21 protein-coding genes and 6 tRNA genes are annotated in these 22295 nt (G+C 59.9%); 2 read left to right on the forward strand and 25 right to left on the reverse strand.

What is annotated here, in order from left to right; all coding sequences use genetic code 11:
- Positions 1-3: 3 nt before the first annotated feature.
- From rlmH to leuS, 6 genes are all read right to left on the reverse strand, one after another.
- A complete protein-coding gene (gene rlmH / locus ACJ8PN_RS01425; protein WP_004940002.1) occupies positions 4-474 on the reverse strand; it encodes a 23S rRNA (pseudouridine(1915)-N(3))-methyltransferase RlmH in 471 nt (156 codons plus the stop codon).
- 3 nt (positions 475-477) lie between these two features.
- Positions 478-795, reverse strand: a complete 318-nt coding sequence (rsfS, locus tag ACJ8PN_RS01430) for a ribosome silencing factor (RefSeq protein ID WP_015376937.1) — start codon at positions 793-795, stop codon at positions 478-480.
- Between the two features lie 194 nt (positions 796-989).
- Entirely contained in the window at positions 990-1652 is a 663-nt protein-coding gene (nadD, locus tag ACJ8PN_RS01435; protein WP_015376938.1) for a nicotinate-nucleotide adenylyltransferase, read from the reverse strand.
- Positions 1642-2676, reverse strand: coding sequence for a DNA polymerase III subunit delta (gene holA / locus ACJ8PN_RS01440; protein ID WP_033633934.1), 1035 nt, complete (start codon positions 2674-2676; stop codon positions 1642-1644). Before holA ends, nadD begins: the two co-directional genes overlap by 11 nt.
- Positions 2673-3233 carry an LPS assembly lipoprotein LptE gene (gene lptE, locus ACJ8PN_RS01445; RefSeq protein ID WP_171453472.1) on the reverse strand — a complete coding sequence of 187 codons (561 nt, stop codon included), beginning with the start codon at positions 3231-3233 and terminating at the stop codon, positions 2673-2675. Before lptE ends, holA begins: the two co-directional genes overlap by 4 nt.
- 14 nt (positions 3234-3247) lie before the next feature.
- The gene (leuS, locus tag ACJ8PN_RS01450; RefSeq protein WP_049188480.1) at positions 3248-5830 is read right to left on the reverse strand and encodes a leucine--tRNA ligase; all 2583 of its coding nucleotides are present in this window, start codon (positions 5828-5830) and stop codon (positions 3248-3250) included.
- Positions 5831-6116: 286 nt separating this feature from the next.
- On the opposite strand from leuS, the gene ACJ8PN_RS01455 reads away from it, so the two are divergent.
- Complete coding sequence (locus ACJ8PN_RS01455) at positions 6117-6599, forward strand: zinc ribbon-containing protein (RefSeq protein ID WP_442534548.1); 483 nt, start codon at positions 6117-6119, stop codon at positions 6597-6599.
- Between the two features lie 40 nt (positions 6600-6639).
- On the opposite strand, the gene ACJ8PN_RS01460 is transcribed toward ACJ8PN_RS01455, so the two are convergent.
- The 12 genes from ACJ8PN_RS01460 to miaB form a co-directional block, all read right to left on the reverse strand.
- Positions 6640-7344, reverse strand: coding sequence for an FMN-dependent NADH-azoreductase (locus tag ACJ8PN_RS01460; protein WP_015376942.1), 705 nt, complete (start codon positions 7342-7344; stop codon positions 6640-6642).
- A gap of 148 nt (positions 7345-7492) precedes the next feature.
- Entirely contained in the window at positions 7493-8425 is a 933-nt protein-coding gene (gene rihA / locus ACJ8PN_RS01465; protein WP_442534549.1) for a pyrimidine-specific ribonucleoside hydrolase RihA, read from the reverse strand.
- 113 nt (positions 8426-8538) lie between these two features.
- Entirely contained in the window at positions 8539-9264 is a 726-nt protein-coding gene (locus ACJ8PN_RS01470; RefSeq protein ID WP_004939983.1) for an amino acid ABC transporter ATP-binding protein, read from the reverse strand.
- Positions 9264-9938, reverse strand: a complete 675-nt coding sequence (gene gltK / locus ACJ8PN_RS01475) for a glutamate/aspartate ABC transporter permease GltK (protein WP_004939982.1) — start codon at positions 9936-9938, stop codon at positions 9264-9266. Before gltK ends, ACJ8PN_RS01470 begins: the two co-directional genes overlap by 1 nt.
- Entirely contained in the window at positions 9938-10678 is a 741-nt protein-coding gene (locus tag ACJ8PN_RS01480) for an amino acid ABC transporter permease (protein WP_004939979.1), read from the reverse strand. The genes gltK and ACJ8PN_RS01480 overlap by 1 nt, the downstream gene beginning before the upstream one ends.
- A gap of 213 nt (positions 10679-10891) precedes the next feature.
- The gene (locus tag ACJ8PN_RS01485; protein WP_004939976.1) at positions 10892-11788 is read right to left on the reverse strand and encodes an amino acid ABC transporter substrate-binding protein; all 897 of its coding nucleotides are present in this window, start codon (positions 11786-11788) and stop codon (positions 10892-10894) included.
- 394 nt (positions 11789-12182) lie between these two features.
- Positions 12183-13712 (reverse strand): apolipoprotein N-acyltransferase, encoded by a 1530-nt coding sequence (lnt, locus tag ACJ8PN_RS01490; protein WP_015376946.1) that lies wholly within the window; start codon positions 13710-13712, stop codon positions 12183-12185.
- A gap of 7 nt (positions 13713-13719) precedes the next feature.
- Positions 13720-14598, reverse strand: coding sequence for a CNNM family magnesium/cobalt transport protein CorC (gene corC / locus ACJ8PN_RS01495; protein ID WP_004939973.1), 879 nt, complete (start codon positions 14596-14598; stop codon positions 13720-13722).
- Between the two features lie 85 nt (positions 14599-14683).
- On the reverse strand, positions 14684-15157 hold the full coding sequence (ybeY, locus tag ACJ8PN_RS01500) for an rRNA maturation RNase YbeY (RefSeq protein ID WP_004939970.1): 474 nt from the start codon (positions 15155-15157) through the stop codon (positions 14684-14686).
- Positions 15154-16209 carry a PhoH family protein gene (locus tag ACJ8PN_RS01505; protein WP_004939969.1) on the reverse strand — a complete coding sequence of 352 codons (1056 nt, stop codon included), beginning with the start codon at positions 16207-16209 and terminating at the stop codon, positions 15154-15156. The genes ybeY and ACJ8PN_RS01505 overlap by 4 nt, the downstream gene beginning before the upstream one ends.
- A 234-nt stretch (positions 16210-16443) precedes the next feature.
- Positions 16444-16779, reverse strand: coding sequence for a zinc ribbon domain-containing protein YjdM (locus ACJ8PN_RS01510; RefSeq protein ID WP_442534550.1), 336 nt, complete (start codon positions 16777-16779; stop codon positions 16444-16446).
- Between the two features lie 120 nt (positions 16780-16899).
- Positions 16900-18324, reverse strand: a complete 1425-nt coding sequence (gene miaB / locus ACJ8PN_RS01515; protein WP_033633929.1) for a tRNA (N6-isopentenyl adenosine(37)-C2)-methylthiotransferase MiaB — start codon at positions 18322-18324, stop codon at positions 16900-16902.
- A gap of 197 nt (positions 18325-18521) precedes the next feature.
- On the opposite strand from miaB, the gene ubiF reads away from it, so the two are divergent.
- Positions 18522-19703, forward strand: a complete 1182-nt coding sequence (gene ubiF / locus ACJ8PN_RS01520) for a 3-demethoxyubiquinol 3-hydroxylase (protein WP_442534551.1) — start codon at positions 18522-18524, stop codon at positions 19701-19703.
- An 87-nt stretch (positions 19704-19790) separates the two neighbouring features.
- On the opposite strand, the gene ACJ8PN_RS01525 is transcribed toward ubiF, so the two are convergent.
- The 7 genes from ACJ8PN_RS01525 to asnB all read right to left on the reverse strand — a co-directional run bounded on the left by ACJ8PN_RS01525 (position 19791) and on the right by asnB (position 22272).
- A tRNA-Gln gene (locus ACJ8PN_RS01525) sits at positions 19791-19865 on the reverse strand.
- A gap of 4 nt (positions 19866-19869) precedes the next feature.
- Positions 19870-19946: transfer RNA gene (locus tag ACJ8PN_RS01530), tRNA-Met, on the reverse strand.
- A 41-nt stretch (positions 19947-19987) separates the two neighbouring features.
- Positions 19988-20062, reverse strand: a tRNA-Gln gene (locus ACJ8PN_RS01535).
- 44 nt (positions 20063-20106) lie between these two features.
- A tRNA-Gln gene (locus ACJ8PN_RS01540) sits at positions 20107-20181 on the reverse strand.
- Between the two features lie 30 nt (positions 20182-20211).
- A tRNA-Leu gene (locus ACJ8PN_RS01545) sits at positions 20212-20296 on the reverse strand.
- A gap of 16 nt (positions 20297-20312) precedes the next feature.
- A tRNA-Met gene (locus tag ACJ8PN_RS01550) sits at positions 20313-20389 on the reverse strand.
- A gap of 218 nt (positions 20390-20607) precedes the next feature.
- Positions 20608-22272: an asparagine synthase B gene (gene asnB / locus ACJ8PN_RS01555; RefSeq protein ID WP_004939961.1), complete on the reverse strand. Its 1665-nt coding sequence runs from the start codon at positions 22270-22272 to the stop codon at positions 20608-20610.
- Positions 22273-22295: the final 23 nt, after the last annotated feature.

Genomic DNA, 22295 nt, shown 5'->3' on the forward strand with positions numbered 1-22295 from the left:
CGGCTATTCCCGGTGGTAAGGATGATTTGTTGTAATACTCCAGGCGCGGTAGAGGCTTTCGGCCACCAGGACGCGCACCAAAGGATGCGGCAGCGTCAACGGAGAAAGTGACCAGCTCTGCTCGGCAGCGGCTTTGCAGGCGGGCGCCAGCCCTTCCGGGCCGCCGATCAGCAAGCTGACATTGCGGCCATCCTGCTTCCAGCGCTCAAGCTGCTGCGCCAGCTGCGGCGTTTCCCACGGCGTGCCTGGGATATCCAGCGTAACGATGCGGTTGCCTTTGCCCACCGCCGCCAGCATTTGTTCGCCTTCCTTGTCCAGAATGCGCTTGATGTCGGCGTTTTTGCCGCGTTTGCCGGCCGGGATCTCGGTCAACTCAAACGGCATGTCTTTGGGAAAGCGGTGCAGGTAATCCATAAAGCCGGTTTGCACCCAGTCTGGCATTTTGGTGCCGACCGCCACCAATTGCAGTTTCACCGCTTAGCTCCAGAGTTTTTCCAGCTCGTACAGGCGACGGCTTTCTTCCTGCATCACGTGCACGATCACTTCGCCCAGATCGACCACGATCCAGTCGGAGGCTTCCTGGCCTTTCATGCCGTACAGCTCCATGCCCGCGGCGCGGGATTCCTGCACCACGTGGCTGGCGATCGACATCACATGGCGCGTTGAGGTGCCGGTGCAGATGATCATGCAATCGGTGATGCTGGATTTGCCCTGGACGTCCAGAGCGACAATGTCTTGGCCTTTCAGATCATCGATTTTATCGATGACGAAATCTTGGAGCGCTTTACCTTGCAAAGGTTCCCCCTCGGGTGTGTTCTGTTCAGTCGGCTGCGGCGGGCAAAATGCGCGCGCCGCGGCGTAACCGGATAATGGTTTCGGCAGGCTGCCGCTGAAAGCCAGCTAACTGGTGACTGCCCGGCCAGCTAAGGTTTCCGGGGTTTTCAGCGGATACCTGAAAAATAGCGGCGCAGTATATCACGCACCTTTCACTAGCGATATAAACCCTGCAACTCGATATAGCGCTGCACCGGGCGCGGCAGCAGGTCGTCGCAGTTGAGGCCCTGATGGCGGCGCTGGCGGATCTCAGTGGCGGAAATTTCCAGCTCCGGCGTATCGGCCAAATAGATATGGCCGTGCGGGCGACGGCTGAGCAGCGCCGGGTCGGCGGTGCGATGGCGTTCCAGCCACTGCTGCAGTTCCGGCGTGTCCATGCGATCGTTATAGCCCGGGCGCGCCAGCACCAGCAGGTGGCAGACGTCCAACAGCGCCTGCCAGCGGTGCCACTTATGCAGCGTCAGCAGCGAGTCCTGGCCAATAATAAACGCCAGCGGCTGGGCGGCGCCACGCTCTTTACGAATCGTTTCCAACGTCTCGATGGTGTAGGAGGGCGTGGTGCGGTGCAGTTCGCGATCGTCGACCGCAAACAGCGGGTTGCCGGCGATCGCCAGCTCGACCATCTTCAGGCGCTGTTGCGCATTGGCCTCCGGCTGCGGGCGGTGCGGCGGCACATGGTTAGGCAGCAGCGTGACGCGATTCAGGCCCACTTCGGCGGCCAGCGCCTCCACCGGCCGCAGGTGGCCATAGTGGATCGGATCAAAGGTGCCGCCGAACAGCGCGTGCAAAACGGTGGGGTGTTCCGGGTTAGTGGGCATCGCTAAAACTCGTGGCCAGGGGTTTGCCGCACAGCAGCATCGACAGGGTTTCCAGTTCCGGCCAGACCGACTGGCCATAGTCCTGCTTGAGGGTCAGCTCGATTTGCGTCAGCAGCTGTACCGCCTGCTGTAGCTGGGGGCCGGACAGGCGTTGCAACGCCTGGGTCACCAACGGGCGGCGGTTCTGCCAGACCTTGTGCTGATCGAACAGCGAACGCAGCGGCGCGGAAGCCATGCGGCGCTGCAGCGTCAGCAACAGCAGCAGTTCGCGCTGCAGGGTGCGCAGCAGGATCACCGGCTCCACGTCCTCTTGCTGCAACTGCTGCAAAATATGCCAGGCGCGCTTGCTCTTGCCGGCCAGCAGGGCATCCAGCCAGTGGAACGGCGTGAAGTGGGCGGCGTCGTTCACCGCCTGCTCGACGCGCGGCAGGGTGAGCTTGCCGTCCGGGTGCAGCAGCGACAGCCGCTCCAGCGCCTGCGACAGCGCCAGCAGGTTGCCTTCGTAGCAGTAGCACAGCAGCTGATTGGCCGCGTCGTCCAACTCCAGTTTCATCGACTTGGCGCGCGCGGCGACCCAGCGCGGCAGCTGCGCCTGTTCAGGCGTCTGGCAACTGACGAGAGCGCCGTGCGGGCTGAGCGCCTTGAACCAGGCGCTGTTTTCCTGCGCTTTGGTGAGGCGCGGGCCGCGCAGGATCAGCAAAATATCCTCGTGCAGCAGCGTGGCGAGCTTGGTCAGCTGTTCGCCGATCGGCGCCGTCGGGCCGTTTTCCGGGAAGATCAGCAGCAGCGTCTGGCGGCTGGCGAACAGGCTCATCGCCTGGCAGATGCCGAAGATGGCGTCCCAGTCGGTATGGGCGTCGAGGGAAATGCTGTAGTGCTCGCTGAACTGCTGCTGTTGCGCGGCCTGCCGGAGCAAATCCTGGCTCTCCTGCAGCAGCAGCGGTTCATTGCCGCTCAATAAATAACAAGCGCGCAGCCCCTCACGGAGCTGCGCGGCAAGTTGTTCCGGATAAATACGGATCATTGTGCGGTTTGGCTTGCCGCTCGTTCGCCGGCGGAAGCGGCTTTCTGCCGGTTCTCTTCTTCCGCCGCATGCACGGTCAGCAGTTTACGCACCAGTTGCTGCGCTGCCTGCTCACGCATTTCCTGGCGAATGATCTCCTGCTCGGAGTCCTTGGCCAGCGCGGTCAGCGGGTTGTCGAAGAACGAACGGAACACTTTCACCGACAGCGGATACAGGTCGTGGCCCGGGAGCAGCACCTGCGCCTGCACGGTCAGCACCAGCTGATACTCGGCGGTTTTACCGTCCTGGAAGATCGAGGCAGTATCCTGGCTTTCCGTCGCACCGAGGATGCGCAGAGAAGGCACGTCTTTACGCTTCGGATCGCTGACGATGGTCACGTCGTTCAGACGCAACTGTTCACGCACCGCGCGCGTCAACGGACCATAAGGGTCGGCGCTGTCGAGGATCAGCGTTTTCATTTCATTAGGCACCTGCGTGGTGCCACGCAGGTGAAAACCGCAGCCGGCGGTGACCAGCACCGCCAACCCCAGCAACAGCGTCAGAATACGTTGTCGCACAACTCCTCCTTGTGTTAACCCACAACCAGGTTAAGCAGTTTGCCCGGAACGTAAATCACTTTGCGAATCGTGACGCCGTCCAGATATTTAGCCACCAGATGCTCTTCGGCAGCGCGCGCGCGCACTTGCTCTTCGGTCGCATCGGCAGATACGGTGATTTTAGCGCGAACCTTGCCGTTCACTTGTACCACCACCAGCTTGGAGTCCTCGACCATCGCCTGTTCGTCGGCAACCGGCCATGGCGCGGTGTCCACGTCGCCTTCGCCACCCAGCGCCTGCCACAGGGTGAAGCACACGTGAGGGGTGAACGGATACAGCATGCGCACCACGGCCAGCAGCGCTTCTTGCAGCAGCGCGCGATCCTGCTCGCTCTCCTGCGGCGCGCGGGCCAGCTTGTTCATCAGCTCCATCACGGCAGCGATTGCGGTGTTGAAGGTCTGACGGCGGCCGATATCGTCGGTCACCTTGGCGATGGTTTTGTGCAGATCGCGGCGCAGCGCTTTCTGATCTTCGTTCAGCGACGCCACGTTCAGCGGCTGTACCGCGCCTTTTTCCACGTGATCATAGGCCAGTTTCCACACGCGTTTCAGGAAGCGGTTAGCCCCTTCCACGCCGGATTCCTGCCACTCCAGCGTCATTTCTGCCGGTGAAGCGAACATCATGAACAGACGCACGGTGTCCGCGCCGTATTTTTCCACCATCTCCTGCGGGTCGATGCCGTTGTTTTTCGACTTCGACATTTTGCTCATGCCAGCATAGACCAGTTCACGGCCTTGCGGATCCGTAGCCTTGATGATGCGGCCCTTGTCGTCGCGCTCGACGGTGGCGTCAACCGGGGATACCCAGACGCGCTCGCCGCTGTTGCCGGTGTAGTAGAAGGCGTCGGCCAGCACCATGCCCTGACACAGCAGGCGCTTGGCCGGCTCATCGGAATCCACCAGGCCCGCATCGCGCATCAGCTTGTGGAAGAATCGGAAGTACATCAGGTGCATGATGGCGTGTTCGATGCCGCCGATATATTGATCGACCGGCAGCCAGTAGTTGGCGGCAGCCGGATCCAGCATGCCCTGGTCATACTGCGGGCAGGTGTAGCGCGCGTAGTACCAGGAGGACTCCATAAAGGTGTCGAAGGTGTCGGTTTCGCGCAGTGCCGGCTGGCCGTTGACGGTGGTTTTCGCCCACTCCGGGTCGGCCTTGATCGGGCTGGTGATGCCGTCCATGACCACGTCTTCCGGCAGGATCACCGGCAGCTGGTCTTCCGGCGTCGGCATTACGGTGCCGTCTTCCAGCGTCACCATCGGGATTGGCGCGCCCCAGTAACGCTGACGGGAGACACCCCAGTCGCGCAGACGGTAGTTAACCTTACGCTGGCCTACGCCCTTGGCGACCAGTTTGTCGGCGATGGCGTTGAAGCCCGCTTCATTGTCCAGACCGTCGAACTCGCCGGAGTTGAACAGCGCGCCTTTGTCGGTCATCGCTTCGGCGCTCACGTCAGGCTGGCTGCCGTCGAGGTTCAGGATCACCGGCTTGATCGGCAGATCGTATTTGGTGGCGAATTCCCAGTCGCGCTGGTCGTGCGCCGGTACCGCCATCACGGCGCCGGTGCCGTATTCCATCAGCACGAAGTTGGCGACCCACACCGGCAGCTTCTCGCCGCTCAGCGGGTGGACCACGAACAGGCCGGTCGGCATGCCTTTCTTCTCCATCGTCGCCATTTCGGCTTCGGCCACTTTGGTGTTGCGGCATTCGTCGATGAACTCGGTCAGCGCCGGATTGTTGCGCGCGCCCTGTTGCGCCAGCGGGTGGCCCGCGGCGACCGCCACGTAGGTGGCGCCCATGAAGGTGTCCGGGCGGGTGGTGTAAACCGTCAGCTTCTCTTCGCTGTCCGCCACGTCGAAGGTGATTTCCACGCCTTCGGAGCGGCCAATCCAGTTGCGCTGCATGGTTTTCACCTGCTCCGGCCAGCTTTCCAGCGTGTCCAGATCGTTCAGCAGCTGATCGGCGTAAGCGGTGATTTTGATGAACCACTGCGGGATCTCTTTACGTTCGACCTTGGTGTCGCAGCGCCAGCAGCAGCCGTCGATAACCTGTTCGTTGGCCAGCACGGTCAGATCGTGCGGACACCAGTTCACCGCCGAAGTCTTCTTGTAGACCAGGCCTTTTTCATACAGCTTGGTGAAGAACCACTGTTCCCAGCGATAGTATTCCGGCTGGCAGGTGGCGATTTCGCGATCCCAGTCGTAGCCGAAGCCCAGCAGTTTCAGCTGGTTCTTCATGTATTCGATGTTGTCGTAGGTCCACGGGGCCGGCGCGGTGTTGTTTTTCACCGCGGCGCCTTCCGCCGGCAGGCCGAACGCATCCCAGCCGATCGGCTGCAGTACGTTTTTGCCCAGCATGCGCTGATAGCGCGAGATCACGTCGCCGATAGTGTAGTTACGAACGTGGCCCATGTGCAGTCGGCCGGACGGGTAAGGCAGCATGGATAGGCAGTAGTACTTTTCCTTGCTGTCGTCTTCGGTAACTTTGAAAGTCTGCTTCTCTTGCCAGTGAAGCTGTACGTTCGATTCTATGTCTTCTGGACGGTATTGCTCTTGCATGGCGGCCGGTGGTCCTGTAGGTGTAAACCGTTGCCCCGGTCAGAGGCAACGCAATGAACATTTAGTATTCGTAGATCCGCATAGCATAGCTGATAAGACCTCCCGGCAACAACTCCAAGCGCCTGACTCGGCGCATTTAAAAAAAACGCCGTCATGACGCGGCTCACAACCTGCGGATCCCGCGTCTTGCCAAGTGACATCAGTCATTTACGGCTAAAATAAGAACAAGTAGCTTAGGGGGGATCCCTACAGCCAAGTCCGGCGCAGCGTTTATCGAGGAGAGTCTATGAACAAGGTTGCTCAGTATTACCGCGAATTGGTGGCATCGCTGACCGAACGCCTGAAAAACGGTGAACGAGATATCGACGCCCTGGTGGCCAGCGCGGAGCGGCGCTTGAACGAGGCCGAAGATTTGACCCGCGACGAAGTGCGGCAGGTGACGCAGGCGGTGCGGCGCGATCTGGAGGAGTTCGCTCGCAGCTATCAGGAGAGCCGGGACGAGTTTACCGACAGCGTGTTTATGCGGGTGATTAAGGAGAGCCTGTGGCAGGAGCTGGCGGATATCACTGACAAAACCCAGTTGGAGTGGCGCGAGGTGTTCAAGGATGTCAGCCACCACGGCGTGTATCACAGCGGTGAAGTGGTGGGGCTGGGCAATCTGGTCTGCGAGCAGTGTCACTATCACCTGGCGTTTTACACGCCGGAAGTGCTGCCGCTCTGCCCGAAATGCGGTCACGACCAGTTCCAGCGCCGGCCGTTTGAACCTTGATGACGTTCCCCGCCTGGGCGGGGAACGCTAAGGCCGGCGTTTAACGGAACAGTTTCTTTAGCAGGTTGCTCAGGAAACCGCCGCTGACGGTTGCCGGGGCAACGTCCGCCTGCGCCGGTGCGCTGGCCGGTACGGCGACGCCGGCCGGGATTTTTTGCACGACCGCGATGCGGCTGTCCTGGGCGGCTTTCTCCGCCGCTTCCGGGCCATAGGCGAAGCCTTCCGCCAGCACGAATTCAACGTCGGTGATGCCGATAAAGCCCAGGAACAACTTCACGTACGGCGTGATCAGATCCGTCGGCGTGTCGGCGTGGATGCCACCGCGGCTGGAGATGACGATCGCTTTCTTGCCCGTCACCAGCCCTTCGGCGCCGGCGGAGGTATAGCGGAACGTCTGGCCGGCGCGGGCGATAAGATCGAAGTAGATCTTCAGCTGCGTCGGGATATTGAAGTTGTACATCGGGGCGCTGATGATCAGCGTGTCGTGCGATTTCAGCTCGGCAATCAGCTCATCGGACAGCGCCAGGGTGCTTTGCTGATGCGGCGTCAGCGGTTTGTCGCCGGCGGTAAAGCCGGCCATCACTTCACCATCCAGCTCCGGCAGCGTTGGGTTGGCCAAATCGCGCACGGTGAACGTGTCTTCAGGGTGAGTTTCACGCCATTGTTCAACAAAAAAATCGACTAATTTTCCAGACTGGGAATATTCACCCAGAATGCTTGATTTCAGGACCAGTACGCGGCTCATTGGCTTATCTCCAGGCGAAGGCTAATCGGTAACGATGTCAGTCGGTGTAAATGCATGGTAGAGGCAAGCCATGAACAGTGATAGCGCAAAAATTCGCTGAGTTAAATCAAAAAAGTTGAATGAGGGGCGCGAGCGCGCCCCGATAGGATCAATAACGCGCTACGCGCTCGGCCAGCAGATCGATAAAGCCCTCGCGGTTGATGCCGGTCAGCACTTCCACGTTGGCCGCGTTGCCGGTTTGCTGGAAATAGTCCACCACCGTCATGCCTACGGTGTATTCCCCTTTGGTCTCCACGCCGACCCAGCGTTCTACGCCGGTGAACAGCTGTGGCGCCAGCAGCCAGGCGATGGTGCAGGGATCGTGCATCGCTGCGCCGGGCAGGCCGCGCGGATGGCTGAGGTACAGCGGCAGGTAAAAATCGAGCATCTCCGCGACCGCCTGCGCGACCGGATTGTCTATCTGACGAATGCGCTCGATATCCTGCGGCAACACCAGCGCCTGATGGGTGACGTTCAGCCCGGCCATGGTCAGCGGCACGCCGGATTTCAGCACCATTTCGGCGGCTTCGGGATCGACGAAGATGTTGAACTCCGCCACCGGCGTAGTATTACCGGCGTTTATGCCGCCGCCCATGAATACGATGCGCTCGATGCGGCTTTTCAACTCGGCATGCTGGGCCAGTAGCAGGGCGATATTGGTCATCGGGCCGGTCACCACCAGAGTGATCGGCTGCGGGCTGGCGCGCAGCAGGTCGGCGATCAGCTCGACGGCGCCGCGGGGATCGGGTTTGAGGGTCGGCGTCGGCAGGTGGGTGTTGCCCATGCCGGTTTTGCCGTGGACATAGTCGGCGATCACCAGCTCGCGCATCAGCGGGCCGCCCGCGCCGGCGGCAACCGGTATGTCCTCGCGCTGCATCAGGGTCAGCAGGCCCAGCGCATTATGCAGGGTTTTCTCCGGCGTCTGGTTGCCGGCGGAGGTGGTAATGGCTTTGACGTCCAGCTCCGGCGAACGCAGCGCCATGGCCAGCGCGATGGCGTCGTCGAGGCCGGGATCGCAATCGATGATAATAGGGCGGGGCATGTTCTTTCTCCTCTGTTTGTTATCCAGCGAGCATCGGATCAAAACCGGGGAGAAACAAGCGCTTTTAGTGCCGGGAGAAAAGATGCGCCCCTGGCGGGGCGCATCGAGAGCGTTTAGTGCAGGATCTTGGCCAGGAAGTCCTTGGCGCGATCGGACTCGGGGTTGTTGAAGAAATCGTCTTTGTTGCGGTCTTCGACGATTTTGCCTTCGTCCATAAAGATCACCCGATTCGCCACCTTGCGGGCGAAGCCCATTTCGTGGGTTACCACCATCATGGTCATGCCTTCGTTCGCCAGTTCGACCATCACGTCCAGCACTTCGTTGATCATTTCCGGATCGAGCGCCGAGGTCGGTTCATCGAACAGCATGGCGATAGGATCCATGCACAGCGCGCGGGCGATGGCGACGCGCTGCTGCTGGCCGCCGGACAGCTGGCCGGGGAACTTGTTGGCATGGGCGGAGAGGCCGACGCGTTCCAGCAGCTTCAGGCCCTTCTCGCGTGAGGCGGTCTTGTCGCGCTTGAGCACTTTCACCTGCGCCAGCGTCAGGTTGTCGATGATAGACAGGTGCGGGAACAGCTCAAAGTGTTGGAACACCATGCCGACTTTGGCCCGCAGCTGCGCCAGGTTGGTTTTCTTGTCGTTGACCGGGGTGCCGTTCACCAGGATGCTTCCCTGCTGGATCGGCTCCAGGCCGTTGACGGTTTTGATCAGGGTGGATTTGCCGGAACCTGAAGGACCGCAGACGACGACCACTTCGCCTTTTTTCACTTCGGTGGTGCAATCGGTCAACACTTGGAAGTGACCGTACCACTTGGAAACATTTTTCAGGGATATCATCAAACAGTCCTTTTCTTCAAATAGCTTACCAGCGCAGAGGCGGCGAGGCTGATAACAAAATAGACAAAACCGGCGAACAGGATCATTTCAACCTGGGTGCCGTCGCGTTCGCCGATGGTCGACGCGGTGCGGAAGAAGTCGGCCAGGCTCAGTACGTAAACCAGCGAGGTATCCTGGAACAGTACGATGCCCTGGGTCAGCAGCAGTGGCACCATGGCGCGGAACGCCTGCGGCAGGATCACCAGCCGCATGGACTGCCAGTGGGTCATGCCCAGCGCCAGCGCGGCGGAGGATTGGCCACGCGAGATGCTGATGATACCGGCGCGGATGATTTCCGAGTAATAGGCCGCTTCAAACAGGGAAAAGGCTACCATAGCCGAGATCAGGCGAATATCGGTTTTCGGCGACAGCCCTAGAACCTGTTGTAATAAGCTTGGAACCACCAGATAGAACCACAGCAGCACCATCACCAGCGGCACCGAACGGAACAGGTTGACGTACAGGGTGGCGAACCAGCTTATCGGCTTGAACGGCGACAGACGCATCACCGCCAGCACGGTGCCCCACAGGATGCCGACCACGATGGCGGTCACGGTGATCTTCAGCGTGATCACCATGCCTTGCAGCAGATAAGGGAAGCTTGGGACGATCGACGCCCAGTCAAATTCGTACATTATTTACTCCCCAGGTTGCCAGGCAACTGCACTTTCTTTTCGACCAGACGCATAAACAGCATGATAACGGCGTTGATGCCGATATAAGCCAGCGTGATGGCGGTAAAGGATTCATAGGCGTGTGCGGAGTAATCCAACAGCTTGCCGGCCTGTGCGGCCATGTCCACCAGCCCGATGGTGGAGGCGATGGCGGAGTTTTTGACCAGGTTGAGCATCTCCGAGGTCATCGGCGGCACGATCACCCGGTAGGCGTTCGGCAGCAGCACGTAGCGGTAGGTTTGCGGCAGCGTCAGGCCCATCGCCAGCCCGGCGGCTTTCTGGCCGCGCGGCAGGGACTGAATGGCGGCGCGCACCTGTTCGCAAACGCGGGCGGCGGTAAACAGCCCCAGGCAGAGCATGGAAGAGACGAAGAACTGCACGTTGGGATCCAGCTCGGTTTTGAACCAGGTGCCGATATTGGCCGGCAGCAGCTCGGGGATCACCAGATACCAGGTAAAGAATTGCACGATCAGCGGCACGTTGCGGAACAGTTCGACGTAACAGGTGCCGAGGGTGGAAAGAAAGCGGTTGGGCACGGTACGCAAGATACCGAACAGTGAACCGACGAAGAAAGCGATAATCCAGGCACAGACGGAGAGGGCCACCGTGACCTGAAAGCCGGACCAGATCCAGCCGAGGTAAGTGGTGTTCCCAAACGGGGCCTGCTGCAGGAAGATACCCCAGTTCCAATCTATTGACATAACAAACTCCGATAAACGGGCGCAGGGCGCCGAAGATTGATGACTTGATGAGCGCCGATCGCCGCGCGGCCAGTCTGGCTGGCTTGTTGTGTACGGGGGTCGGTGATGCGCCTTGGGGAAAATGAGGGAGGGGAACGGCCTCCCTCATTCCTGTCTGTCCCAGTCATCAACTGGGCCGGTTTGGCCTGGCGGCCGCGCCGGCTTTTGTTCTATTTAGTTCAACGCTTTGTCGTTTGGCTCTTTGAACAGTTGCTTCATGTCATCCGACAGTTCGAAGTTCATGTTGAGGTTTTTCGGTGGAATAGGCTGCTTGAACCATTTCTCAAACCACTTGGCCGCTTCACCGGAGGTTTGCGCCTGGGCGATGGTGTCATCGACCAGCTTTTTAAACTCAGGATCGTCTTTGCGCAGCATGCAGCCGTAGGCCTCTTTCGACTGCGGCGTGCCGATGATTTCCCACTGATCCGGTTTCTTGGCCTTGGCGCGTTCGCCCGCCAGCAGGGCATCATCCATCATGAAGGCCACGGCGCGGCCGCTTTCCAGCGTGCGGAAGGAATCGCCGTGGTCTTTGGCGCTGATGATGCGCATGTTCATCTTGTCGCTGTCGTTCAGCTTGTTCAGCAGCACTTCGGAGGTGGTGCCGGAGGTGACCACCACCGGTTTGCCGGCCAGGTCTTTAAAGTCTTTGATGTCGGAGCCCTTTTTCACCAGCAAGCGGGTGCCGACCACGAAAATGGTGTCGGAGAAGGCGGCCTGTTTCTGGCGCTCGAGGTTATTGGTGGTGGATCCGCACTCAAAATCATAGGTGCCGTTTTGCAGCAGCGGGATGCGGTTCTGCGAGGTAATCGGCAGCATTTTCACCTGCAGATTCGGCGCATTCAGCTTTTTCTTAACGGCTTCAACGATTTGGTTGGAGTAGTCCTGAGAGTAGCCCACAACTTTTTGTTGGTTGTCGTAGTAGGAGAACGGCACTGACGATTCGCGGTGGCCGACAACGATCACGCCATTGTCTTTGATTTTCTTCAGCGTACCGGTCAGGTCTTCCGCATGCGCCACGCTACCTGCCGCACCGAGCAGCAGTAACGATAACGCCAATTTACGCATTTGCATGGTCCAACTCCTTTGCTGTTGTTGTGGCTCTGACTAAAGAGCGTCAGGTTAAATCGACTGTTTATTGCTCAAGTTATAAAGATAGTCTTATGAACTGAACGCTGTTAAAAAATAACCGATTGTGAACACCTTGAAACTAAAATGTTTCATTTTTTGAGACGCCGCGCGCACCAAATCAATGCAACAAAACGTCGGCGCACCCGCGCGGTGCGCTTAATGCACCCAAAATGTGCGCAGGTGCGACAAAACGTCAGCAAAAGTAAACCGGCGCGCGATGTCACCATAGATAAAAGCAAGGAGTGTGCCAGCCGCGTTGATTTAACGACGTTTTCTGACTGAGGCGGGGATATTGACGGGAACGCGGGGCGCGGCGGGCGCGCCCCGGCAAAGAGGATTATTTGCGGCGCAAGCCCAACATTAGCGCCCAGCCGCCCAGCAGCAGGGTAATCACCCACAGCGGTGTGGCGCCGAAGCGCGCATAAGGCGTGACGCCGGTGGTCGGCGTGACCTTCACTTCGAGCACCTGGCGGGTAAACTGCGGGATCTCGGCGATCACCTCGCCGTTTGCATCCACCGCGGCGGTGACGCCATTATTGGTGCTGCGCAGCAGCGGCCGGCCGAGCTCCAGCGCCCGCATGCGCGCCATCTGGAAGTGCTGCCACGGGCCGATGGAGTGGCCGAACCAGGCGTCGTTGGAGATGGTCAGCAGGAAGTTGGTGTCCGGGCGGAAGTTATCGCGCACCTGCTGGCCCAGCACGATCTCGTAACAGATGGCCGCCGTCAGGTTGTAGCCGCGTACGCTGAGCTGCGGCTGCACGTAGTCGCCGCGGCTGAAACCGGACATCGGCAGATTAAAGAACGGCGCGATAGGGCGCAGCAGTTCACCCAGCGGCACAAACTCGCCGAACGGCACCAGGTGATGCTTGTTGTAGCGATCTTTGGCCGGGTAGCTGTACGGCGTCGGTTCACCGAGCACGATGGCGCTGTTGTATTCCTGCACGCCTTGTGGGGTGGCGCGCGCATCGACGATGCCGGTGATCAGGCTGCTGTTCTTCGCCCGCATCAGGTCATCCATCATGGTCAGGAAGCCGTTCTGACGCGGCTCGAAGTCAGGGATGGCGGACTCTGGCCAGATGATGATCGGCGCCTTGCCCATGTAGGGGCGGGTTTCGTCCAGATAGGTTTGCAGCGTGCTGAGCAGAATGCTCGGATCCCACTTCATTGACTGGGGAATGTTGCCTTGCACCATGGCGACGTTCACCGCTTTCTCCGGCTGCGGGGTAAACCACTGCAGCTGGCGCAGCGGCCACGGCAACAGCAGCAGCGCGGCGGCGATAACGGCTGCCGACAGGCGCCGTTGATTGACGGCGTACACCAGCAGGCCGGCGATGGCCATCAGCACAAAGGTGATGGCGTCAACACCCAGCAGCGGCGCGATGCCCTTCAGCGGGCCGTTGATCTGGCTGTAGCCGAACTGCAGCCACGGGAAGCCGGTCAGCACCCAGCCGCGCAGGAATTCAGTCACCTGCCACAGCGCCGGCGCGGCGATGGCCAGCCGCCACCAACTGGTGGCCGGCCACAGGCGCGTCAGCAGCCCGGCAAACAGCCCGGTGTACAGCGACAGGTAAGCGGCGAGCAGTACCACCAGGAAGACGTTGACGGCGAACGGCATGCCGCCGAAATCGGCGATGCTGACATACACCCAGTTGATGCCGCTGCCGAACAGCCCGAAGCCCCAGACAAAGCCGAGCAGGGCGGACTGTTTGGTAGTGCGATTGAGGGTAACGGCCAGCAGGCCGAACAGGGAGACGATGGCCGCGGGCCAGAAGTCGTAGGGTGAGAACGCCAGCGTCCCGCCGGCACCTGACAACAGCGCCAGCAGGGCGCGAACCCGCTGGCGTTCAAGTAATGAGGCTTTAGCCATGTTGGATTTAATCTTCCAGTTTCGGTGGTGGAGAATCGTCCGGAATTTTTACATGAACCTGGATGATACGTCGACTGTCGGCCATGGCAACTTTAAATAGGTAACCTTCGATTTCAATGGTTTCCCCGCGCGCCGGCAGGTGGCCGAAGGCCTGCATCACCAGACCGCCGATGGTATCGACCTCGTCATCGCTGAAGTGGGTGCCGAAGGCTTCGTTGAAGTCTTCGATCGGGGCCAGCGCACGCACGGTGTACATGTGGCGGCTGAGCTGGCGGATATCCAGATCGTCTTCGTCGTCATATTCGTCTTCGATCTCACCGACGATCAGTTCCAGGATATCTTCGATGGTGACCAGACCGGACACGCCGCCGAATTCGTCAATGACAATCGCCATGTGATAGCGCTGGGAGCGGAATTCTTTCAGCATCCGGTCGACGCGCTTGCTTTCCGGCACCACCACCGCGGTGCGCAGCACCTTGTCGATGCTGAACGGCTCGGAATCTGCGCGCATGAACGGCAGCAGATCCTTGGCCATCAGGATGCCTTCGATGTGATCTTTGTCTTCGCTGATCACCGGGAAACGCGAGTGGGCGGAGTCGATAATCACGTCCAGGCACTCTTCCAGCGTCTGGTTGCGCTTGAGCGTCACCATCTGGGAGCGGGGGATCATGATGTCGCGCACGCGCTGTTCGGCGATATCCATCACGCCTTCCAGCATGTCGCGGGTATCGGGATCGATCAGGTCGTTTTGTTCGGAATCGCGGATCAGCTCGACCAGATCGCCACGGTTTTTGGGCTCGCCGTGGAACAGCTGGTTAAGGATAAGAGTAAAGAACCCCTTCTTGGGACTGGGGCTGTCATTGCTTTGTGAATGGTCGTCGCTCATGGCGTTTTCGTTACTGTCACTCATGTCAGAGTTAAGGGGCGTCAGCGACAGCCCCGCAGAGGGGCTGTAGGGTAAACGGCTGACGTCAGACGGGGTCTTTTTCCGCCAGGTACGGATCAGGATAGCCCAGTCCGTGCATGATTTCGGTTTCCAAAGACTCCATTTCTTCGGCTTCATCGTCTTCGATGTGGTCATACCCTAGCAGATGGAGGCTGCCGTGGACAACCATATGCGCCCAGTGGGCCTCCAGCGCCTTGCCTTGCTCAATCGCTTCCTGTTCAACCACCTGGCGGCAGATGATCAGATCGCCGAGCAGCGGCAGCTCGATGCCCGGCGGGGCTTCGAACGGGAAAGAGAGCACGTTGGTCGGCTTGTCTTTGCCGCGGTAGGTCAGGTTCAGCTCGTGGCTTTCCGCTTCGTCCACCAGACGCACGGTCACCTCGGCCTCTTCCTGAAATTGCGGCAGCACGCCTTCCAGCCAGCGCTGGAAGGTGGCCTCGTCCGGCAGGCCGTCGCTGCTTTCACAGGCAATCTGCAAATCCAAAATCACCTGGCTCATGGTGTCTCCTGCTCGGAGGCGGCGAGCGCCTCGCGCTTACGTTGTTCGGCAATCGCGTCTTTGCGTTTCTGTTCGGCCGCTTCCCAGGCCTCATAGGCGATGACCACGCGGGCCACCACCGGGTGGCGCACCACGTCTTCGCTGTGGAAGAAGTTGAAGCTCAGCTCTTCCACGTCCGACAGCACTTCCACCGCGTGGCGCAGGCCGGATTTCTGGTTGCGCGGCAGGTCGATCTGGGTGACGTCGCCGGTGATGACCGCCTTCGAGTTGAAACCGATGCGCGTCAGGAACATCTTCATCTGTTCGATGGTGGTGTTCTGGCTCTCATCCAGAATGATAAAGGCGTCGTTCAGCGTGCGGCCGCGCATATAGGCCAGCGGCGCGACTTCGATCACGTTGCGCTCAATGAGCTTCTCCACGCGCTCGAAGCCCAGCATTTCGAACAGGGCGTCGTACAGCGGGCGCAGATAAGGATCGACCTTCTGGCTCAGATCGCCCGGCAGGAAGCCCAGCTTTTCGCCGGCTTCGACCGCAGGACGGGTCAGCAGAATGCGGCGAATTTCCTGGCGTTCCAGCGCATCCACCGCGGCGGCGACCGCCAGGTAGGTTTTGCCGGTACCGGCCGGGCCGATGCCGAAGGTGATGTCGTGATCGAGAATGTTGGCGATGTACTGCGCCTGGTTAGGCGTGCGCGGTTTCACCATGCCGCGCTTGGTTTTGATGGTGACCGCCTTGCCGTAATCCGGCACGCTGTCCGCCACCTGTTCCAGCACCCGGCTCTCTTTGATAGCCAGATGGATTTGCTCCGGATCGATATCCGGGATCACGCCGCGAATCGGCGCGGTATCCACGTAAAGATGGCGCAGGATATCGGCGGCGGCGACCACGCACAGGTTCTTGCCGACCAGCTTGAAACGGTTGTCGCGGCGATTGATTTCGATGCCCAATCGGCGCTCGAGTTGCTTGATGTTGTCATCAAACGGGCCGCACAGGCTGAGCAAACGCTGGTTGTCTGCGGGCTCTAACAAAATTTCTTGTGTTGCGACGTTCAAACTATTCCTCTAGGTCACATCGGGCCTGGTTGATGTCACATAGCGCGTCCGGGACGCGCGCGTTCAGGGCGAGCCTGAATACTCTCTTTCTTGAATTATTCATGGTGCGCCGCAACGGCGCAAGTTTACCGCTGATCTATCTGTGCGCCGTCGGCGGAATTCAAGGGAAGACAAGGAAAAAACGCGGCGGGGCGCAAAGCCCGCCGCGTCATCACAGGACAAGACCGCCGGGAATCAGTTCTTTTTCACGAATTCGGATTTCAGTTTCATCGGGCCGAAACCGTCGATTTTGCAGTCGATGTTGTGATCGCCTTCCACCAGACGAATGTTTTTCACCTTGGTGCCGATTTTCAGCATCGAGGAACTGCCTTTGACCTTCAGGTCCTTGATCACGGTGACCGCGTCGCCGTCCGCCAGCAGGTTGCCGTTGGCGTCTTTGACGATCAGCGCGTCCTGATCTTCCGCCGGGGCGCTGTCGCTCCACTCATGGGCGCACTCAGGGCAGATGAACAGGGCATTGTCCTGGTAGGTGTATTCGGACTTGCACTTCGGGCAGTGTGGGAGTTGCATGTTATGTCGCCTCTTCAACAATAAAAAAAATAAAAAAAGAACATCACCGGGCGCGGACGCCCGGCGGAGAAACGGTAAGGAGTAGCGCGAACGGGCGGCGATAAGGCGGCCGCCGCGGCGTCAGGGCTGGTAAATGCCGACGCCCAGCGCGTTTTCTTTGCGGGTACGGGCGATCACCGACTGCGGGGATTCATGTACGCGCAGATCCATCTGCTGTTCGGTGCGTACCACTGCGCCACGCAGGGTGTTGGTCAGCACCTCGGTAATTTCCACGTCGACAAACTGGCCGATCATGTCAGGCGTGCCTTCGAAGTTTACCACACGGTTGCATTCCGTGCGCCCGGCCAGTTCCATCACGCTTTTGCGCGAGGTGCCTTCCACCAGAATGCGCTGGACGGTACCGAGCATGCGGCGGCTGAACTGCAGCGCCTGCTGGTTGATGCGATCCTGCAGAATGTACAGCCGCTGCTTTTTCTCTTCTTCGCTGACGTCGTCAACCATGTCCGCCGCTGGCGTACCGGGGCGCGACGAATAGATGAAGCTGAAGCTGACGTCGAAGTTGACGTCGGCGATCAGGTTCATGGTCTGTTCGAAGTCGGCCTGGCTCTCGCCCGGGAAACCGACGATGAAGTCGGAGCTGAGCTGAATGTTCGGGCGCGCCTTGCGCAGCTTGCGGATAATCGCCTTGTACTCCAGCGCGGTGTGCGCGCGTTTCATCATGGTCAGGATGCGATCCGAACCGCTCTGCACCGGCAGATGCAGGAAGCTGACCAGCTCCGGCGTGTCTTCGTATACCGCGATGATATCGTCGGTGAACTCGATAGGGTGGCTGGTGGTGAAGCGAATGCGATCGATGCCGTCGATGGCCGCCACCAGGCGCAGCAGTTCGGCGAACGAGCAGATATCGCCGTCATGCGTGGCGCCGCGGTAAGCGTTGACGTTTTGGCCAAGCAGGTTGACCTCGCGCACGCCCTGCGCCGCCAGTTGGGCGATTTCGAACAGCACGTCGTCGCTCGGGCGGCTCACTTCTTCACCGCGGGTGTAAGGCACCACGCAGAAAGTGCAGTATTTGTTGCAGCCTTCCATGATCGACACGAACGCGGTCGGGCCTTCGGCGCGCGGTTCCGGCAAACGGTCGAATTTTTCGATCTCCGGGAAGCTGATATCAACCACCGGGCTGCGGGTGCCCTGAACGTGGTTGATCATTTCCGGCAGGCGGTGCAGGGTCTGCGGGCCGAATACCACGTCGACGCAGGGCGCGCGGCTGCGGATCAGTTCACCTTCTTGCGAGGCCACGCAACCGCCGACCCCGATGATGACAGACGGGTTCTTTTCTTTCAGCAAGCGCCAGCGCCCCAGCATGGCGAAAACTTTCTCCTGCGCTTTTTCGCGGATCGAGCAGGTGTTCAGCAACAGCACGTCCGCTTCTTCGGCGTTTTCGGTCCACTCGAAGCCGTGCGTGCTGTTCAACAGGTCGGCCATTTTCGATGAATCGTACTCATTCATCTGGCAGCCCCAGGTTTTGATATGTAGTTTTTTCGTCATTGACTTGCCATTACTCAGTGCGGAGCGAAAGTTGCGTTACGCGACATGCAGGGCGCGTATTGTAATCATTTGCCGCCGTTGTGACCAGCGCGGGGGAAAATGGCACGCAACCTGAAGCCGAAGCGAAAATCCGGTACACTGCGCAAAACGCCATGCCGGGTGGGATGGCGAGCATTCACACAGAAAACATAGCCAATATGAAGACATCTCAAAATCGGTATGACGCGGTGGTGGTGGGCGGCGGCATGGTCGGCGCGGCGGCGGCTCTGGGCCTGGCGCAGGCGGGCTGGTCGGTGGCGTTGCTGGAACATCAGGCGCCGCAGGCGTTCGAGGCGCAAAGCCCGCCGGACCTGCGCATTTCCGCTATCGGCTGCACCTCGGTGGGGCTGTTGAAACAGCTCGGTGCCTGGCCGGCCGTGACGGCGATGCGCACGGCGCCGTATCGCCGGCTGGAGACCTGGGAATGGACATCGTCGCGGGTGGCGTTCGACGCGGTGTCCCTGGGGCTGCCGGAGCTGGGCTTTATGGTGGAAAATCGTATTCTGCAGCTGGCGCTGTGGCAGCAGTTCGCGCAGTGCGCCAATCTGACGTTGCTGTGCCCCGCCAGGCTGCAATCGCTGCAGCGGGCGGACAAGGCCTGGCAGCTGACGCTGGACGGCGCTGAAACGCTGCAGGCGCGGCTGGTTATCGGCGCCGATGGCGCCAACTCGCAGGTGCGCAAGCTGGCGGCGATCGGCACCAACGGCTGGCAGTATCGTCAGGCGTGCATGTTGATCACCGTCGATACCGGCGCGCCGCAGCAGGATGTGACCTGGCAGCGCTTCTTCCCGACCGGGCCGCGCGCCTTCCTGCCGCTGTACGACAGCTGGGCATCGCTGGTGTGGTATGACAGCCCGCAGCGCATTCGCCAACTGCAGGCGATGCCGCCGGCGCAGCTGGAGCGCGAGATCGCCGCCGCTTTTCCAGCGCGGCTGGGCTCGGTCAAGGTGCACGCCGCCGGATCGTTCCCGTTGACGCGGCGTCATGCGCAGCGCTACGTGCTGCCGGGGTTGGCGCTGCTGGGGGATGCGGCGCATACCATCAACCCGCTGGCCGGGCAGGGCGTCAATCTGGGGTATCGCGACGTGGATGCCTTGCTGAGCGTGTTGAGCGAGGCGCGGGAGCAGGGAGAGGACTGGAGCAGCGAGGCGGTACTGCTGCGCTATCAACGCCGCCGCCGTACCGACAATCTGCTGATGCAGAGCGGCATGGATCTATTTTATACCGCCTTCAGCAATAATCTGGCTCCGCTGAACGTGGCGCGCAATCTGGCGCTGATGGCCGCGCAGCGGGCGGGCAAGCTGAAAGAACATGCGTTGAAGTACGCCTTGGGATTGTAACCGGTAGGGCTCAGCTGCGGCTGGGCCTATTAAGGATGGCTGAACGCCAGACAGCAAAAAGCCCGCCGAAGCGGGCTTTTCTAAATATGGCTGGGGTGCCAGGATTCGAACCTGGGTATGCTGGTATCAGAAACCAGAGCCTTACCGCTTGGCGACACCCCAATTATGGTGGCTACGACGGGATTTGAACCTGTGACCCCATCATTATGAGTGATGTGCTCTAACCAGCTGAGCTACGTAGCCGATGTTACTTTTTACTTCTTTGATTTGCAAGCAGTTTGTTATGGCTGGGGTACCTGGATTCGAACCAGGGAATGCCGGTATCAAAAACCGGTGCCTTACCGCTTGGCGATACCCCACCTGCAAACAAATCTTATGTTGAAACCCCGTTCCCGAAAGAATATGGCTGGGGTACCTGGATTCGAACCAGGGAATGCCGGTATCAAAAACCGGTGCCTTACCGCTTGGCGATACCCCATCAACATACTGCGCCGACGATGAAGAGAAATGGTGCGGGAGGCGAGACTTGAACTCGCACACCTTGCGGCGCCAGAACCTAAATCTGGTGCGTCTACCAATTTCGCCACTCCCGCAAATGCAAAAAAGAGATGGTGGCTACGACGGGATTCGAACCTGTGACCCCATCATTATGAGTGATGTGCTCTAACCAGCTGAGCTACGTAGCCCTCTTTTTTTGCTTTGCCTTCATCGGCGTTGCGGGGCGCATTATGCGTATATGACCGATTTGCGTCAACAAGTTTTTTCCCGAAAAAGCGCCCGGAAGCGCCGTTTGTCTGGGTTGTGAACATTATGGCGATAAAATCGGCAATTCAGGCAGTTGGCGGGCGGAAAAGGCAACAAAAAGGCGGGCCAAAAGGCCCGCCCCGGGGAGAATGCCGCGCGATTATTTATAGGCGGCCTGGTGCACGCCGACGGCGCGGCCGGAAGGATCGTCCATCTTCTTGAACGATTCGTCCCATTCGATGGCCTTGGCGGACGAGCAGGCGACGGACGGGCCGCCCGGCACGCATTCGGCGGCGCTCGGCAGCGGGAACAGCTCTTCGAAGATCTCGCGGTACAGGTAGCCTTCTTTCGAGGTCGGCGTGTTGTACGGGAAGCGGAAACGCGCGGTTTCGAGCTGTTGATCGCTGATTTGCTGCGCAGCGACCTCTTTTAGCGTGTCGATCCAGCTGTAGCCGACCCCGTCGGAGAACTGCTCTTTCTGGCGCCAGGCCACGCTGGCCGGCAAATAGGACTCGAAACATTCGCGAACGATGTGTTTTTCCATTTTGCCGTTGCCGCACATTTTATCTTTCGGGTTGATGCGCATCGCCACGTCGAGGAATTTCTTGTCCAGGAACGGCACGCGGGCTTCGACGCCCCAGGCGGACATCGCCTTGTTGGCGCGCGCGCAGTCGAACATGTGCAGCGCCAGCAGTTTGCGTACGGTCTCTTCGTGGAATTCGCGGGCGTCCGGCGCCTTATGGAAATACAGGTAGCCGCCGAACACTTCGTCCGCGCCTTCGCCGGAAAGCACCATCTTGATGCCCATCGCCTTGATTTTGCGCGACATCAGGTACATTGGCGTCGAGGCGCGAATGGTGGTGACGTCGTAGGTTTCGATGTGATAAATCACGTCGCGGATGGCGTCCAGGCCTTCCTGTACGGTGAAGTGGATTTCATGGTGCACGGTGCCCAGATGGTTGGCCACCTCTTGCGCGGCGCGCAGATCCGGCGAGCCCTCCAGGCCGACGGCGAAGGAGTGCAGCTGTGGCCACCAGGCCTCGCTGCGTTCCTGATCTTCCACGCGGCGTGCGGCGTACTTCTTGGTGATCGCCGAAATGACCGAGGAATCCAGCCCGCCCGACAGCAGCACGCCGTAAGGCACGTCGGACATCAGATGGCTTTTCACCGACTCTTCCAGCGCGGTGCGCAGGGCGGCGGCGTCGGTCACGTTGTCCTTGACGCTGTCGTAATCGAACCAGTCGCGGCGATAATATTCACGAATCTCACCGTCCTGGCTCCACAGGTAGCTGCCGGCCGGGAATTCCTTGATGGTGCGGCACACCGGCACCAGCGCTTTCATTTCCGAGGCGACGTACAGGTTGCCGTGCTCGTCGTGGCCCATGTACAGCGGAATGATGCCCAGGTGATCGCGGCCGATCAGGTAGGCGTCTTTTTCGGTGTCATACAGGGCGAAGGCGAACATGCCTTGCAGATCGTCGAGGAAGTCCGGGCCTTTCTCCTGGTACAGCGCCAGGATCACTTCACAGTCGGAACCGGTCTGGAACGCGTAGCGGTCGCTCAACTGTTGGCGCAGCGCCTGATGGTTGTAAATTTCGCCGTTGACCGCCAGAACGTGAGTGTGCGCAGCGTTGTACAGCGGTTGAGCACCATTGTTGACGTCGACGATCGACAGGCGTTCGTGAGCCAGAATGGCTTTGTCGCTGGCGTAAACGCCGGACCAATCCGGGCCGCGGTGGCGCATCAGACGTGACAGCTCCAGCGCTTTCTTACGCAGTTCAACGGGATCGGACTTCAGATCGAGCACACCGAAAATAGAACACATACAACTCTCCTAACGGGCTTTTA

This window comes from Serratia sp. CY76391 (genome assembly GCF_052166695.1).
GTDB lineage: Bacteria > Pseudomonadota > Gammaproteobacteria > Enterobacterales > Enterobacteriaceae > Serratia > Serratia nematodiphila.

What these genes read in the sequence shown, in the direction of transcription:
- ACJ8PN_RS01485 (WP_004939976.1), bottom strand. Translation starts at nt 11,788, where the DNA reads ATGCAAATGCGTAAATTGGCGTTATCGTTACTGCTGCTCGGTGCGGCA.
- leuS (WP_049188480.1), bottom strand. Translation starts at nt 5,830, where the DNA reads ATGCAAGAGCAATACCGTCCAGAAGACATAGAATCGAACGTACAGCTT.
- ACJ8PN_RS01470 (WP_004939983.1), bottom strand. Translation starts at nt 9,264, where the DNA reads ATGATATCCCTGAAAAATGTTTCCAAGTGGTACGGTCACTTCCAAGTG.
- ACJ8PN_RS01455 (WP_442534548.1), top strand. Translation starts at nt 6,117, where the DNA reads ATGAACAAGGTTGCTCAGTATTACCGCGAATTGGTGGCATCGCTGACC.
- rihA (WP_442534549.1), bottom strand. Translation starts at nt 8,425, where the DNA reads ATGCCCCGCCCTATTATCATCGATTGCGATCCCGGCCTCGACGACGCC.
- lnt (WP_015376946.1), bottom strand. Translation starts at nt 13,712, where the DNA reads ATGGCTAAAGCCTCATTACTTGAACGCCAGCGGGTTCGCGCCCTGCTG.
- miaB (WP_033633929.1), bottom strand. Translation starts at nt 18,324, where the DNA reads ATGACGAAAAAACTACATATCAAAACCTGGGGCTGCCAGATGAATGAG.
- holA (WP_033633934.1), bottom strand. Translation starts at nt 2,676, where the DNA reads ATGATCCGTATTTATCCGGAACAACTTGCCGCGCAGCTCCGTGAGGGG.
- ACJ8PN_RS01510 (WP_442534550.1), bottom strand. Translation starts at nt 16,779, where the DNA reads ATGCAACTCCCACACTGCCCGAAGTGCAAGTCCGAATACACCTACCAG.
- ybeY (WP_004939970.1), bottom strand. Translation starts at nt 15,157, where the DNA reads ATGAGCCAGGTGATTTTGGATTTGCAGATTGCCTGTGAAAGCAGCGAC.
- corC (WP_004939973.1), bottom strand. Translation starts at nt 14,598, where the DNA reads ATGAGCGACGACCATTCACAAAGCAATGACAGCCCCAGTCCCAAGAAG.
- asnB (WP_004939961.1), bottom strand. Translation starts at nt 22,272, where the DNA reads ATGTGTTCTATTTTCGGTGTGCTCGATCTGAAGTCCGATCCCGTTGAA.
- gltK (WP_004939982.1), bottom strand. Translation starts at nt 9,938, where the DNA reads ATGTACGAATTTGACTGGGCGTCGATCGTCCCAAGCTTCCCTTATCTG.
- ubiF (WP_442534551.1), top strand. Translation starts at nt 18,522, where the DNA reads ATGAAGACATCTCAAAATCGGTATGACGCGGTGGTGGTGGGCGGCGGC.
- ACJ8PN_RS01460 (WP_015376942.1), bottom strand. Translation starts at nt 7,344, where the DNA reads ATGAGCCGCGTACTGGTCCTGAAATCAAGCATTCTGGGTGAATATTCC.
- nadD (WP_015376938.1), bottom strand. Translation starts at nt 1,652, where the DNA reads ATGCCCACTAACCCGGAACACCCCACCGTTTTGCACGCGCTGTTCGGC.
- ACJ8PN_RS01480 (WP_004939979.1), bottom strand. Translation starts at nt 10,678, where the DNA reads ATGTCAATAGATTGGAACTGGGGTATCTTCCTGCAGCAGGCCCCGTTT.